The organism is Halomonas sp. AOP43-D1-4, from assembly GCF_052446175.1.
In the GTDB taxonomy this organism is placed as follows: domain Bacteria; phylum Pseudomonadota; class Gammaproteobacteria; order Pseudomonadales; family Halomonadaceae; genus Vreelandella; species Vreelandella citrativorans.
This window is the reverse complement of record NZ_JBQSVY010000024.1, coordinates 1-12,681: the sequence shown is the minus strand read 5'-3', so window position 1 is coordinate 12,681 and position 12,681 is coordinate 1. Positions and strand designations below refer to the sequence as shown.

12 protein-coding genes are annotated in these 12,681 nt (G+C 55.0%); 6 read left to right on the top strand and 6 right to left on the bottom strand.

Going from position 1 to position 12,681, the window contains the following annotated elements:
• Window positions 1-116: 116 nt before the first annotated feature.
• From ACT3RQ_RS17055 to fhuF, 3 genes are all read left to right on the top strand, one after another.
• Window positions 117-713, top strand: coding sequence for a cytochrome b (locus ACT3RQ_RS17055; protein ID WP_444680943.1), 597 nt, complete (start codon window positions 117-119; stop codon window positions 711-713).
• Window positions 714-814: 101 nt separating this feature from the next.
• Window positions 815-1,582: an ATP-binding cassette domain-containing protein gene (locus tag ACT3RQ_RS17050; RefSeq protein ID WP_444680942.1), complete on the top strand. Its 768-nt coding sequence runs from the start codon at window positions 815-817 to the stop codon at window positions 1,580-1,582.
• Between the two features lie 166 nt (window positions 1,583-1,748).
• Window positions 1,749-2,516: a siderophore-iron reductase FhuF gene (gene fhuF / locus ACT3RQ_RS17045; protein ID WP_444680941.1), complete on the top strand. Its 768-nt coding sequence runs from the start codon at window positions 1,749-1,751 to the stop codon at window positions 2,514-2,516.
• A gap of 56 nt (window positions 2,517-2,572) precedes the next feature.
• On the opposite strand, the gene ACT3RQ_RS17040 is transcribed toward fhuF, so the two are convergent.
• Window positions 2,573-4,228 (bottom strand): multidrug ABC transporter permease/ATP-binding protein, encoded by a 1,656-nt coding sequence (locus ACT3RQ_RS17040; protein WP_192526651.1) that lies wholly within the window; start codon window positions 4,226-4,228, stop codon window positions 2,573-2,575.
• 218 nt (window positions 4,229-4,446) lie between these two features.
• Between ACT3RQ_RS17040 and ACT3RQ_RS17035 the strand changes: the two genes are divergently transcribed.
• Window positions 4,447-6,585: a TonB-dependent receptor gene (locus tag ACT3RQ_RS17035; RefSeq protein ID WP_192526650.1), complete on the top strand. Its 2,139-nt coding sequence runs from the start codon at window positions 4,447-4,449 to the stop codon at window positions 6,583-6,585.
• A 133-nt stretch (window positions 6,586-6,718) separates the two neighbouring features.
• Here the strand turns inward: ACT3RQ_RS17035 and ACT3RQ_RS17030 are convergent, their stop codons facing one another.
• The 3 genes from ACT3RQ_RS17030 to ACT3RQ_RS17020 are packed head-to-tail and all read right to left on the bottom strand — an operon-like array spanning window position 6,719 to window position 9,691.
• Window positions 6,719-7,747 (bottom strand): FecCD family ABC transporter permease, encoded by a 1,029-nt coding sequence (locus tag ACT3RQ_RS17030; protein WP_192526649.1) that lies wholly within the window; start codon window positions 7,745-7,747, stop codon window positions 6,719-6,721.
• A complete protein-coding gene (locus ACT3RQ_RS17025) occupies window positions 7,744-8,748 on the bottom strand; it encodes a FecCD family ABC transporter permease (protein WP_192526648.1) in 1,005 nt (334 codons plus the stop codon). Before ACT3RQ_RS17025 ends, ACT3RQ_RS17030 begins: the two co-directional genes overlap by 4 nt.
• The gene (locus tag ACT3RQ_RS17020; RefSeq protein ID WP_192526647.1) at window positions 8,732-9,691 is read right to left on the bottom strand and encodes an ABC transporter substrate-binding protein; all 960 of its coding nucleotides are present in this window, start codon (window positions 9,689-9,691) and stop codon (window positions 8,732-8,734) included. The genes ACT3RQ_RS17025 and ACT3RQ_RS17020 overlap by 17 nt, the downstream gene beginning before the upstream one ends.
• A 114-nt stretch (window positions 9,692-9,805) precedes the next feature.
• On the opposite strand from ACT3RQ_RS17020, the gene ACT3RQ_RS17015 reads away from it, so the two are divergent.
• Both ACT3RQ_RS17015 and ACT3RQ_RS17010 read left to right on the top strand, forming a co-directional pair.
• Window positions 9,806-10,651, top strand: a complete 846-nt coding sequence (locus ACT3RQ_RS17015) for an ABC transporter ATP-binding protein (RefSeq protein ID WP_192526646.1) — start codon at window positions 9,806-9,808, stop codon at window positions 10,649-10,651.
• Complete coding sequence (locus tag ACT3RQ_RS17010) at window positions 10,648-11,577, top strand: sucrase ferredoxin (protein ID WP_192526645.1); 930 nt, start codon at window positions 10,648-10,650, stop codon at window positions 11,575-11,577. Before ACT3RQ_RS17015 ends, ACT3RQ_RS17010 begins: the two co-directional genes overlap by 4 nt.
• A gap of 136 nt (window positions 11,578-11,713) precedes the next feature.
• Here ACT3RQ_RS17010 and ACT3RQ_RS17005 read toward each other — a convergent pair whose 3' ends face one another.
• Window positions 11,714-12,016 (bottom strand): hypothetical protein, encoded by a 303-nt coding sequence (locus ACT3RQ_RS17005; RefSeq protein WP_225733688.1) that lies wholly within the window; start codon window positions 12,014-12,016, stop codon window positions 11,714-11,716.
• Between the two features lie 66 nt (window positions 12,017-12,082).
• Entirely contained in the window at window positions 12,083-12,640 is a 558-nt protein-coding gene (locus ACT3RQ_RS17000) for a cytochrome b (protein ID WP_192526644.1), read from the bottom strand.
• Between the last annotated feature and the right edge of the window lie 41 nt (window positions 12,641-12,681).

The window sequence follows — 12,681 nt, the reverse complement described above, 5'->3', positions numbered from 1 at the left end:
AGCGCGTGATTTTAAATGATAACGATTAGCACTACAATTGATGCCCTCGTTAGTGCCGCTCTGTAGGGCTGTAACAGCGCACCATCAAAACAGTTATTGAATCGAGAAAGATAATAATGACCGACATAACCTTCCCTGCTGCTTTAACAAACTCCTCCTTCTTATGGCGGGACAGCGCTACGCGCTACGGCATCATAAGCCGCACTCTGCACTGGTTAACGGCCGCTATCGTATTGCTTCAGTTCAGCGTTGTGCTGGCGTGGCGCGGGTTTGGCGAAACGCCCCTCACCTTGCTGCTATCAAGCGTCGGCCCCCACGGCTCGTTGGGCGTTATACTTTTAGTGATGACGTTACTGCGTGCGGGCTGGGCATGGCTAAATCGTCAGCAGCGTCCTTCGTATGCGCTTGGGATAAGTGGCGCGCTAGCGCATGGCGTGCATGTCACGTTGTATGCGCTGCTGATCGCGCTACCAACGCTTGCCATCTTGCGCCAGTACGGCAGAGGCGGTGCGCTGGATATTTATGGCCTACCGCTTTTCAGCGCAGCCGAGCGCGAAATCCCATGGATGATAGCGACGGCCAACGCACTACATAGTCCGCTCGCCTGGCTGCTTTTAGCACTGGTGGTTGGGCACGTGATAATGGCGCTTATTCACCGCATCGGGCTCAAAGATGGCGTGCTTTCCCGTATGGCGGGGCCCCTTCGTGATTAGACAGCCGCTTTCGTGAAGCGCTGGACCAGCGCTACTAAATGATAACCATTCACGATACAATCGGTTTTTCGTAATCACCTTCTGACGGCCAGGAGTTCTCCATGTTCGAGGTCAAAGGCGCTACCTTTGCGATCAACGGCAAGCCCCTTTTACAGCCCATTGAGCATACCTTTCAGCAAGGCAAGGTCTACGGCCTGATTGGTCATAACGGCTCGGGAAAATCGACCCTGATCAAGCTGCTGGCCCAGCAGCAGCCGGTAAGTCAGGGCGAGATCCATTTTGATCAGCGCTCGCTAAGTGCCTGGGGCAACCGGGAGTTTGCGCGCCAGGTGGCCTATCTTCCCCAGCACTTACCCAGCGCCGAAAATTTAACCGGTCGCGAATTGGTCGCTTTTGGCCGCTACCCGTGGCACGGCCTACTGGGTCGCCATAACCAGAAAGATAAAGACGCGATTGACCGAGCCATCACGCTCACCCATACCGAAGCGTTTGCCGACCGCTTGGTCGATACGCTTTCTGGAGGTGAACGCCAACGCGTCTGGCTTGCCATGCTATTGGCACAAGGTAGCCGCTTTTTGCTGCTTGATGAGCCGCTGGCCGCGCTGGATATTGCTCACCAGGTGGAAGTCCTCGCGCTCATTCGCAAGCTCTGCGATGAGCTCGGTCTGGGGGTTATTATCGTTCTGCACGATATTAATATGGCCTCGCGCTACTGCGATGAATTGATGGCCCTGCACAGCGGCCGCTTGCTCGCTCACGGCACGCCAAGTGACATGATGAGTAACAGCACCCTGGAAGCTATTTATGGGTTGCCCATGCAGGTCATGAAACATCCTAACGGCGAGCATAATATCGCGGTCGCTCAATAAACGCGCTTTTGTAAAACGCACTGATTCGCAACTAACACTTCAACTGATAAGCATTATCGATTAAGCTGACTCCTTCACTTTCAACCTGCGCTAACGCCACATCGTTACCATTACTGTTTGCGCGAGTGTGCTTGAACTTTTACAAGTTCATGTCGGGAGTTTTGTTATGCCACCGCTAGCCCTGAACCGTACCTTGCCCTCGCTCGCTGACTGCTATCAGGGCGCGCTTGTGCTGTTTACCCCGCCCTTGATTGGCGGCACGCCACCGGTCGGTGCAGTAAAGGCTTCGCGCTGGCGCAATACAGCACTGCTGGAACAGGACCTGGAGCGCTACGCTGCTCGCTACCCGGGTGGCGACAAGCGCGCCATTACGTCGCTGTGGTCGAAGTGGCATTTCAGCGCACTTACCGTGCCTACCCTCGCCTCTCACCTGCTTCTTAACCGTGATCTACCGGTAGAGCTGGATGACGTACACGTCATTTTGAATGATGAAGGCTGTACAGCGCAGCTTTGGCTACCTCATGAAGGCGCGTTGATGGACGCTCAGGATTCCAGCGAACGTTTTGCCAAATTAATTACCCAGCACTGGGCGCCACTTATTGAACGCTTGTCCGCCATTTCAGGCGCAGCCCCCCGCGTGTTCTGGAGCAACGCCGGTGGCTATCTGGATTACTATGTGAAGGTACTTGCCGAACACTCGGAAGTGAACCAAGCGGCGCTTAGCGCTGCCCGAGCGCTGTTGGAATCACGCCATATTGATGGCCAGCGCAATCCGCTCTTTGAGCCAGTACGCACGTATACGCCCAAGGGCAGTGATGAGGTGAAGCAAGTGCGCAAGCTTTGCTGCCTGCGCTATTTACTGGATGAGTTCAGCGTGTGCAGCAATTGCCCGCTGGAAGGGTGTGACCGAGTAGCCCGCAAACGAGCCACCTAACGGCTGTCTAACTGTATATTTTTTAACTTCAGATCTCTAACTTCAGATTTTTAACATCAACTGTTAATCTGAGTGACCGCATCCTGGCTTGCCAGATCGCGCTGCGCGCCGGTTAATTCACTTAGCTGCCCTTGGGACATTTCCAATAAACGGTCGGCATGCACGAAGTAGCTATCATCGTGGCTGATGGCAAACACCGTTTTGCCCATATCACGCAGGTACGGCAATAGTTCGCGGTAGAACAGCCGTCTGAACTGAGGGTCCTGGTCGGCGGCCCACTCATCAAGTAGTAAAATATCCCGCTCTTCAGCAATCGCCAGTAAAAGTGCCAAGCGCTTGCGCTGCCCTTGGGAAAGCTGAGTATTAATGACCCGATTATCCTCCCACTTCAGCTTCTGCTGCATTTGTAACCGCGCAAGCCAGGTAGCCACCAACACAGGGTCGGCATTTTTACCGCCCGGGCCCATCGCCAAGTCAAACTGATGGAAGTCGGTAAACACGCTGGCAAATCGCGCTCGAAACCCTTGCCACTGCGCCGGCGTCAGCGTCTGGCCGTCCACCTTGATATGCCCGCTTTGCGGCTGATACAAGCCGGTTAACAAGCGCGCCAGGGTGGATTTGCCGCTGCCGTTACCGCCAATCAGAAATACTTGCTCGCCGCGCTCAAGCGTCAGGTTGACGGGGCCAACGTGAAACCCTTCGTCCTGCTCACTGCCAGGATAGTGATAGCTCACATCCACAAGCTCAAGGCGCTGCCAGGCAGCAAAGGCGTCATCAACTGCAAAGCCCGGCTGATACTCGGCAAGCTCCAGGCTTGCCAGCTTATCAAACGCGACCTGTGCGCTTATCAAGGTGGGCCAGGCGCCGATGGCTTGAATTAAAGGCGTACGCAAGAACAGTAACGTCAATGCAAACGTAGCGGCAACGGCAGGTGTTGCCCAGCCAAGCCCATTGGCCATGAAAAACACCACGCCAATGGCTCCCAGCATCATAATGTTGGACCAGTTTCCCGCACTTAGATGATACGAATCCGCACGAATAATATGGTAGCGATACTCGCGCGCATTGCGGGTGAAGGTGGCATCAAAAAAGCGCTGAGCCCGGTCACGGTTGAGCGTTAACTCTTTGCGCCCTTCAATGGCAGATTGGTAGTCCTTGTAGAGCTGATCCTCGCTTTCCCGCACCAGGTTAAAGTGCCGATATACCTTTGAAATCAGCACCCAGCCCACTCCCATCGTGGCCGCAATCCATATCACGGTAATGACCACCATCTTTGGTGAAAGCCACGCCAAATAGACAACCGAAGCAAGCGCCAGCACGGCGCCCTGCACAAGCTCAGGCAGGCGCACAAAACCAATGGTGATATTACGCACATCGCTTGAAAGACTCGCCAGCAACGTAGCATTACCCAACTGCTCAAGCCGCTCGATATCGGTGTCCAGAATGCGCTTCACAAGCCTTGTGCGCAGGTCATACACAAAGTAGTGACCCAGCAGGGTAATCGCTAACTGAGTCCCCAGCGTCACAACGAGCAGCACAATTAGCAAACCCAAGAACTGAGGAAGCGCTGAAAGCGGACTGCCAACTTCAATCAAACGTTGATTGATAAAGGCAATGACACCAACCCCCAGGCCCGCACTCAAAAGGCTTAATCCAATGGCACCTAAAAATGGCCAGCGGTAATGACGAAAGACAACCTGCAACAACTCCATTAGCGCTTCCTGACTGAAAGATAGGCAGCGAATTGTGACGGACTACCTCGTCAAGTCAATGCGCAAAGTGATTTTCATTTGCATTTTTCAGCCCCTACCCACAACTCAAAACATAATCATTTACACATATCAATGATAAACATTACCATTATGTTGAAAGACTGACCTTCGCTCTTTATTAAAACGAAAAAATGCTATCCAGTAAGGGCCCAATCGCTATGTTTATTCGCTCGACACTTACCCCTGCTCGCTTGCTACCGCTGCTTTTATGGCCTGCGCTGGCCAATGCTCAACAGTCTCAACCAGCGCACTCATCCGCTCAGGAGCCGCCTACCCATGAACTAGCTGAGTTAGTGGTATCGGCGACGCGTAACCAGAGCATCGCAGGGGAAACGGCGCAAAAAGTCACTATCATTACCCGTGAACAAATCGAGCAGCAGCTGGCAATCACCCAAGACCCAGGGCAAGTGCTAAGCAATTTGATTCCATCCTACTCGCCCAGTCGCCAAAAGCTTTCCAATGCCGGAGAAACCTTCCGTGGCCGCTCCCCGCTGTTTCTAATCGATGGTGTACCGCAATCCAACCCACTGCGTGACAGCGCCCGAGACAGCTATACCATCGACTTGAGCATGATCGAGCGTATAGAGGTTATCCACGGCGCCAGTGCCGAGCATGGCTTGGGAGCAACAGGCGGCATTATTAACTACGTGACCCGCCGAGCAGAGAGCGGCTCTTTCAATCAGCATGCTGGCATTCGTCTAACCACGGATGATCGCTTCGAGTCGGAAGGCTTTGGTCATCAGATTGATTATCGGCTCAGCGGCCAGCAGGACAACTGGGATTACCTGGCAGCGGTTACACGCCACGAGCGCGGCGTATTCTTCGACGGTAACAACGAGATTATTGGCGTTGCCTACCCAGGCGAGCTGCAAAATTCACGCAGCTACGACGTGCTGGCGAAAGTCGGCTACTGGCTGGGCGATGATCAACATATCGAACTCTCGGTCAATCGTTTCGAGCTTGAAGGCCATAATGACTATGTGCCGGTTGCGGGCGACCGTAGCGCAGGAACCCCCACCACTGCGAGGCGCGGTACACCGCTGGGCGAGCCTGGCTATAACGAAGTCACCACGATCAGCGCGGCTTACTCGCATAGCGACTGGTACGGCAATACCCTTGATGCCCAGCTTTACAGCCAACAGTTTCGGGCTCAGTTCGATACCATCACCACGTTTCCCTACCCCGGCGAAGCTGGCGAAACGCTGTATGATCAAACGCGCAACGAGTCAGACAAGCTGGGCGCCAAGTTCACGCTTAGCCGGGGCGGGCTGTGGGATGACCGCTTAACGCTCACCACCGGGGTGGATTTACTGCAGGATCAAACGCGCCAGATGCTGACCCATACCAGCCGCACCTACGTGCCGGACAGCAAATTCAATAACATTGCCGCGTTCCTGCAGACCGACCTGGATCTGACGGATCGGCTATTGCTGCAAACCGGCGTTCGCCATGAGCATGCAAAACTGGATGTGGATAGTTTTGCAACGCTTGACCGTAGCGACGTAACCCAGGATTTAGTGAGCGTTGAAGGCGGAAAACCCTCCTTCGATGAAACGCTGTTTAATGCGGGCCTGGTCTTCCAGGTTAACGATTGGGCACAGCTCTATGCCAATTACTCGGAAGGCTTTGGCATGCCTGACGTTGGTCGCGTGCTGCGCAGTATTTCAACCCCCAATCAGTCTGTTGATAGCCTATTACAGCTGGAGCCTATCGTTACCGATAACCGCGAAATCGGCGCTCGGTTTGACTGGGGACGTTATGGGCTTGAGCTTAGCTATTACGAATCCAACTCGGATTACGGCGAGCGTTTAACCCAGGATAACGGCGTGTGGGTAGGCAGCCGGGAGAAAACCGAAATTAGTGGCGTTGAGATTAGCGGCGATATGCAGGTTACCGACGCCCATACGCTGAAGGCCAGCTATACCTATGCCGAGGGTAAATCGGATACTACCGGCGATGGCCAGGTCGATACCGAGCTTACCGGGATCAATATCGCGCCCAGCACGCTCAAGCTTTCCTGGTCGGCGGCATGGAACAATCAGCTATCAAGCCATTTGCAAGGCACGCATTACTTTAACCGCAGCGTCGACGACCCTGAACTTGAGTTCGATGGCTACAGCCTGGTGGATGCCGCTCTCACTTACCAACTACCCTTGGGCCGAGCGAGCTTCGGTATCGAAAACATGTTTGACCGGCAGTACCTGACCTATTACTCCCAAGCGGCGCGCGTCAGTGACGACTACTATTTCACTGGTCGCGGACGTACTTTTACGCTGGGCTATAGCGTCGATTTTTAACCACTATTTTCTATCACCTGCGCTGTTCTAGTATTCCTTCTAGCGATCGATTGGCGGCCTCTTGGGGGTCGCCTTTTTTTATCTGCGGCCTATCGGTACATAGCCAAGGATTAATTAGTTATATGGCTTAAGATTAATGACGCTGCCAGCGATAAAGCAGATAGATTAAAAAAGGCGCCCCGATACCAGCCACAAAGATGCCCGCCGGTAAGTCGCGGGGCAAAAACGCAAGCCGGCCGATTAAGTCCGCATACAGCAGTAATAGTGCGCCGATGAGCGCGGTAACCGGCAGCAATGCGGTTGTGCGATTAGCCACCAGGCGCCGCGCGATGTGCGGTGCTATCAGGCCGATAAAGCTTAGCCCTCCCGCATAGGCAATCGCCGCCCCGGTTAAGATCACGCTTAAGCCCAATAGCTTTAAACGACTCATCGTGACCTGTGACCCCAGGCCAATCGCCAGTTCATCCCCCAGCGATAATACATCCAACTGGCGCGCCATCACGAAGGCCAGTGGCAGGCCCAAAGCGACCCAAGACACCATGCCTATTACCGCTGGCCACTGCGTCGCATACAGGCTGCCGGTCATCCAGATATACGCATGCATGGCTGAAGTATCGGTACTTAAGACCAGCAACAGCGTGGTAACGGCGCCCAAGGCCGCCGCAATACCGATTCCCATCAGCACCAGGCGTGTCGGCGTTACTCCGCGCGACCAGGCAAGCGTAACGATACCCAGCGCAACGAGTGACGCCCCGGCCATGGCGGCGAGCGGTAGCCAACGCTCACTGATCACGCCCGCCCCCAACGTTAACACCAGCACCGCCGCCACCGATGCACCGCTACTGATCCCGATGACATCCGGGGAAGCCAAGGGGTTGCGCACCAGTTTCTGGAGTATCAGCCCAGACACCGCTAGGGCTGCCCCAACGAAGATGGCCAGCAGTGTCCTTGGCAGGCGCAGCTCATACAGTATCAGTTGGATATCACTGTGCTGGGGGCGTATCAACCCGTGCAGCACATCCATAAAAGCAGTGGGCTGACTGCCCAGTGATACCGAGAGCAGCAGGCTTGCCAGGAGTATGACACTAAGCACGGCCACCACGCAGCGAGATTGATGCGCATCGCTATGTTTTAAAGCGCAAAGACGTGGCTGTGCGATCATAAGCCAAGGCTCCTGCGCCGAGCCAGGTAGAGAAAAAACGGGGTTCCGAGCAGCGCGGTCATAATGCCCACCGGCACTTCCTGTGGGGGCATTAACACTCGTGCGCCGGTGTCCGCCAACATCAATAAGCTTGCGCCCAATAAGGCGCAGCCCGGCAATACCCAGTGATGATCACGGCCAAAAATCCCGCGCACCATATGCGGCACAATCAGTCCTACAAAGCCAATCATGCCGGCGATAGCCACCGCTCCACCGGCCAGTACGATCACCGCGCTTCCGGTTAAAAGTTTAATGGTACCGGTGCGCTGGCCCAAGCCAGTGGTGACTTCATCATCCAGCGCCAGCAGGTTCAGGGAACGGCATAGCAAAGCGCAGAGCAGCAGTGCCGCACCAAAAAGCGGCAATAGCGGGGTAACAGCGCTTAATTCGCGCCCGGCGACCGAGCCTGCCAACCAAAAGAGCAGGCTTTCAAACTGGTCCTGATGGGCAATCAGCACACCCTGAGCGAGTGAAACAAACAGCGCCGTCATGGCCACACCCGCAAGAACCACCCGCACCGAAGAAAGCCCTCGCCCAGGGCTACGCCCCAATAGATACACCAGAAATGCCGCTCCTCCGGCACCCAAAAAGGCCACCCACACCAAGGCAAACGGCGACTTTAAGCCCCACCACGTGCTTGCCACCACCAATAGCAGCATGGCCCCAGCGTTAATGCCCAGCACGCTCGGGGCGGCTAACGCATTACGGGTTAAGGTCTGCATTAACGCGCCTGCCACGGCAAGGCTTGCCCCCACTAACGCCGCGATCACCGTGCGTGAAAAACGCTCAGTACGCACAATAAGATGATCAATATTGCCCGGCTGATAGGCCGTCAATGCGTTGAAAACAGCGGACCACTCCATCTCGATCTGGCCTATCGCAAGGCTCAGCCAAAAAGCCACCAGCATTAGTGCTGCGCTTGTGAGCATCCCCCAGCCCTTAGCGCTATGGGTGATTAACACGTACGCCCTCCTCAGGATAAAAAGGAGCTAGCCGGTAATGGGCGTAAAGCTCATCCAGCAAATGATTGGCCGCGATAATGCCGCCGCCCATATTCCACGTTACAGGGTCGACTTCAAACACCTGGTCATTACGCACGGCGGTAAGGTTTTGCCACAAAGGATGCTGCGCCCACTGCGCCAGGGTATACGCGACGGACGCCTCAGCGCCCTGCAGGAACATAAACATGACGTCGGACTCAAGTGCGGGTATGCCTTCGCGGCTGCTAAGCTTGATCCCCCAGCTGTCTCTACCCTGCTTATCAGGCAAGCTGAACCCGAGCTCGGCAAGAATACTGGCCGCAAAGCCGTGATAATAAAGCCGTACGTGATCAGCTCGCACGCTGACAATCGCCACTCGCTGGGGCCAGGCATCGCCCAGCTTGGCTGAGATCTGGCGCTTAAAATCAGCCACTCGGGTATTCCACTGGATGAGTAGCTGTTGCGCGGCGTCTTCGCGATCGGTTGCAGCCCCCACAAGGGTAAGCAGGGCTTTAAAATCGAGTCCAGTATTTACAATCACAGTTGGCGCCATTCGCGATAACAGCGGATAAACAAGCTCATGGCGATAGTCGGCACCGACAATCAGATCAGGCCGAAGGCCAGCGACACCTTCAAGGTCAGGCTGGGTTTCAAGGCCTAAATAACGCACCGTCTCGGGCAGCGCATCGCGCAAGTAGTGATACATAGGGCGCTCGACCCAGGATTCCACTACACCGATGGGCGTAACGCCCAAGGCCAGTGCGGTATCGGTTGCTCCCTGATACAGCGACACAATCCGCGCAGGCTTGCCTTCGATAAGGGTTTCCCCGAACGGATGCACCACCCGGCGAGCGGGCTCATCTCCAGCAGCAGCGTTGGTCAATAAACCGCCAAGCAGGGCTAACATTACATAAAAAAAACGCATGACCCACCTAAGCCCGGCAAAGAGGGCCTCATTGGAGTAGACAGAAAGCTTGCGACAATGCCACACTTGGCCGCATAGATACAAATGATTATCACTAAAAGGCAGCGAATTTCCATGCCCGAACAGCGGCTTAGCGGTATCAACCTGACGGCAGGTTATGCTGACCGGCCCGTCTTAAAAGACGTCGATTTCACGGTTGAGACAGGCCGTGTTACTGCTTTATTGGGCCCTAACGGCAGCGGCAAATCGACCCTCCTGAAAACTCTGGCACGCACGCTGACCCCCGAACGTGGCCAGGTCATTCTGGATGGGCAAGATATCCATCAGCACGCCACCCGTGATGTGGCGCGCAAACTGGGTATTTTACCGCAAAGCCCAACGACACCTGACGGCATGACGGTCCGCGAGCTTGTTAGCCTGGGCCGCTTTCCCTATCAACGGCGTTTTCGCCAGTGGTCGGCAGAAGATGAGCGGGCCGTACAGGACGCCATGCAAACGGCCGACGTGAGCGACTTTGCTCACCGCTCGATTGATGCGCTTTCAGGCGGTCAGCGCCAGCGCTGCTGGATTGCCATGGTACTCGCGCAGGAAACCGAACTGATTTTGCTGGATGAACCCACTACCTTCTTGGATTTAAAAGTCCAGGTGGATGTACTTGAGTTACTGGTGCGCCTCGCCCATGACAAAGGCCGCACGCTGTTAGTGGTTTTACACGACCTTAACCTTGCGGCGGCTTATGCTGACCGGCTGGTAATGCTGTGTAACGGCGAAATTGTTCACAGCGGCCAGCCTGAAGACGTGTTTACCCGTAATAACCTGAAGCAGGTCTTTGATCTGAATGCTCACGTTATCCGCGATCCTTACAGTCAGCGGCTGGTCTGCGTACCCAGCGTTGGTCACTGCTCAACACCGGCTACTCGCCTGCCTAATAACCCGTTAACCGCCACGGCATCGCTATGAGCGCGGCGTCATTATTTTGCAGCGTCGAGAGTGCTGCCATAGGCGACCCATTAGCGGGCAACGGCGCTCACGCCGAACGTAATTTACTGATTAGCTGGCCTAGCAAGAAATGGGGACGCGGCATGCGCCATGCCAGCGATATGTCAGAGGCGGTACAGGAGGCGGTGAATAACATTGCAGGCAACGGGCGGCGCATTAACCTTATCCATCGCCGCGATCAGCCGTCCCATCAGCACAGAGTTTTCTTGCTGCCCGAAGGGGCCATCTATGACGTGCCCCGCAATGAGCTACTTAACTTTCTCACCGCACTGACCCATAACACCACGCTTGAGCACTGGTACACAGCATCGCTACAGAGCTCACTGATCCTGTGTTGTACTCACGGTAAAAAAGACAAGTGCTGCGCCAAGTTTGGCTTTAAAACGTATCAGGCGCTTGACGAGCAGGCTCTGCAGCATGCTCATCCGTTTGATATCTGGCAAAGTACTCACCTGGGTGGTTGTCGGCTGGCCGCCAGCGTTATCGTATTTCCCCAGCGGCGCAAATACGGGCGAATCAGTGAAGAACACCTGCCGCGCCTGCTGGATGCCGAAGCAGCCAATCGCCCTTACCTACCCTGTTATCGCGGCGGCGCGGACCTTACGCCCGTACAGCAATGCGCCCAAGTAGCGGCGCTGAACTGGCTCAATGATCACGGATCTATCAGCGAACCAAGTGTGAGCCACGTGACGCTCACTGAGCCGCCTTCGGCCTGCCAGGTAAGCGTCACGTGGCAAACGCCCAGTCAGCAGGGTGAACTACGAATTACCTGCGAACCGTATGTGTTAACACGCGTGGATAGCTGTGCAGATTTTGAGCAGGGAGCAACACCCAGCACCGTGTGGCGGGCCACCCATATTGCCAGCAAGGATCAAAAGCCTGTCTAAACCCAAGACTTGGCACCGGTTGGACACTTTAAAAAAACGCTACGAAAACACCAGCAGCACGGTACTAATAAGCGCGCCTAACGCAAAAGGCCAAAAGCGGCTATGGCGGTCTTCCGGCAACTCCTCTTTCAACATATTAAGCACAATACCACCGGCCACAAACGCATGTCGCGGCTTGCTCAAGCCCATAAAATACCGCCAACCCAATGAGCGCCACGATATAGGCATTATGCTCCAGCACCTTCAGCAGCCCATGGGCGTTAATGGTTTCGTGGGCATCGCGAAGGGCAGGAAATATATGAATAAAGACATAAGCAACCGAGACGCCACCTGCTAATGAAAGCCAAGCGCTGCGAGGTACAGCACTTAGCTTTCGAAGCCTGCTGGCAAAGATATGCACGGCGGCCAAACCGATAATGAAAGCGATCTGTAGGCCCATATATCATCGCTCCCTGCGAGGGTTTGGGCTTGAAACCTGGTCGCTTGAAACCCAGTCGTTTGAAACCTAGTCGAATAGGCTCATACGTTTGGTGACATTATCGCGCTTTACCCGCCAATGAAATAACGCTCCCGCCACGTGCAAAACGATTAACACCACAATGGCCCAGCCAAGACGTCCATGCCATGTGTAGAGCTGGTCTGAAAGCGCTGGGCGTTCACTGATCAGCGCAGGCAGGTGCCACTGAAAAAACTCAACCGGATACCCACCGCTGGCGGTCGCAACCCAACCCAGCAGCGGCATCATCACCAACGCCAAATAAAGCAGGTGATGCACGCTCGTACTGACAATACGCTCAAACGCATTCAAGGGCGGGTCGTGGTCAGGCACGACAAACGCCACGCGAGTAATAATGCGCAGTGTCATTAGCAGTAAAATCGTTAAACCCAGTGTTTTATGACTGGTATAAAGCAGGTTAGTGAGCGTGTTGCCTACCAGCGCCACCGTACGTTCATACCCTATCGTTCCGATGGTTAAGCCACTGGCCAGAGCAAGTAGCACGGCGACGGCCACCAGCCAATGCAGCACCCGGTGTGGATAAATGTAGTGATCCAATTCGTGCATTGAGCACTCCTGGCAGCAACGTTATATGGCGTTTAGTCTAG

Excerpts from the sequence above, each read along its gene's own strand:
- ACT3RQ_RS17000 (WP_192526644.1), bottom strand. The coding sequence starts at position 12,640 with ATGCACGAATTGGATCACTACATTTATCCACACCGGGTGCTGCATTGG.
- ACT3RQ_RS17015 (WP_192526646.1), top strand. The coding sequence starts at position 9,806 with ATGCCCGAACAGCGGCTTAGCGGTATCAACCTGACGGCAGGTTATGCT.
- ACT3RQ_RS17040 (WP_192526651.1), bottom strand. The coding sequence starts at position 4,228 with ATGGAGTTGTTGCAGGTTGTCTTTCGTCATTACCGCTGGCCATTTTTA.
- fhuF (WP_444680941.1), top strand. The coding sequence starts at position 1,749 with ATGCCACCGCTAGCCCTGAACCGTACCTTGCCCTCGCTCGCTGACTGC.
- ACT3RQ_RS17035 (WP_192526650.1), top strand. The coding sequence starts at position 4,447 with ATGTTTATTCGCTCGACACTTACCCCTGCTCGCTTGCTACCGCTGCTT.
- ACT3RQ_RS17030 (WP_192526649.1), bottom strand. The coding sequence starts at position 7,747 with ATGATCGCACAGCCACGTCTTTGCGCTTTAAAACATAGCGATGCGCAT.
- ACT3RQ_RS17020 (WP_192526647.1), bottom strand. The coding sequence starts at position 9,691 with ATGCGTTTTTTTTATGTAATGTTAGCCCTGCTTGGCGGTTTATTGACC.
- ACT3RQ_RS17050 (WP_444680942.1), top strand. The coding sequence starts at position 815 with ATGTTCGAGGTCAAAGGCGCTACCTTTGCGATCAACGGCAAGCCCCTT.
- ACT3RQ_RS17055 (WP_444680943.1), top strand. The coding sequence starts at position 117 with ATGACCGACATAACCTTCCCTGCTGCTTTAACAAACTCCTCCTTCTTA.
- ACT3RQ_RS17010 (WP_192526645.1), top strand. The coding sequence starts at position 10,648 with ATGAGCGCGGCGTCATTATTTTGCAGCGTCGAGAGTGCTGCCATAGGC.
- ACT3RQ_RS17005 (WP_225733688.1), bottom strand. The coding sequence starts at position 12,016 with ATGGGCCTACAGATCGCTTTCATTATCGGTTTGGCCGCCGTGCATATC.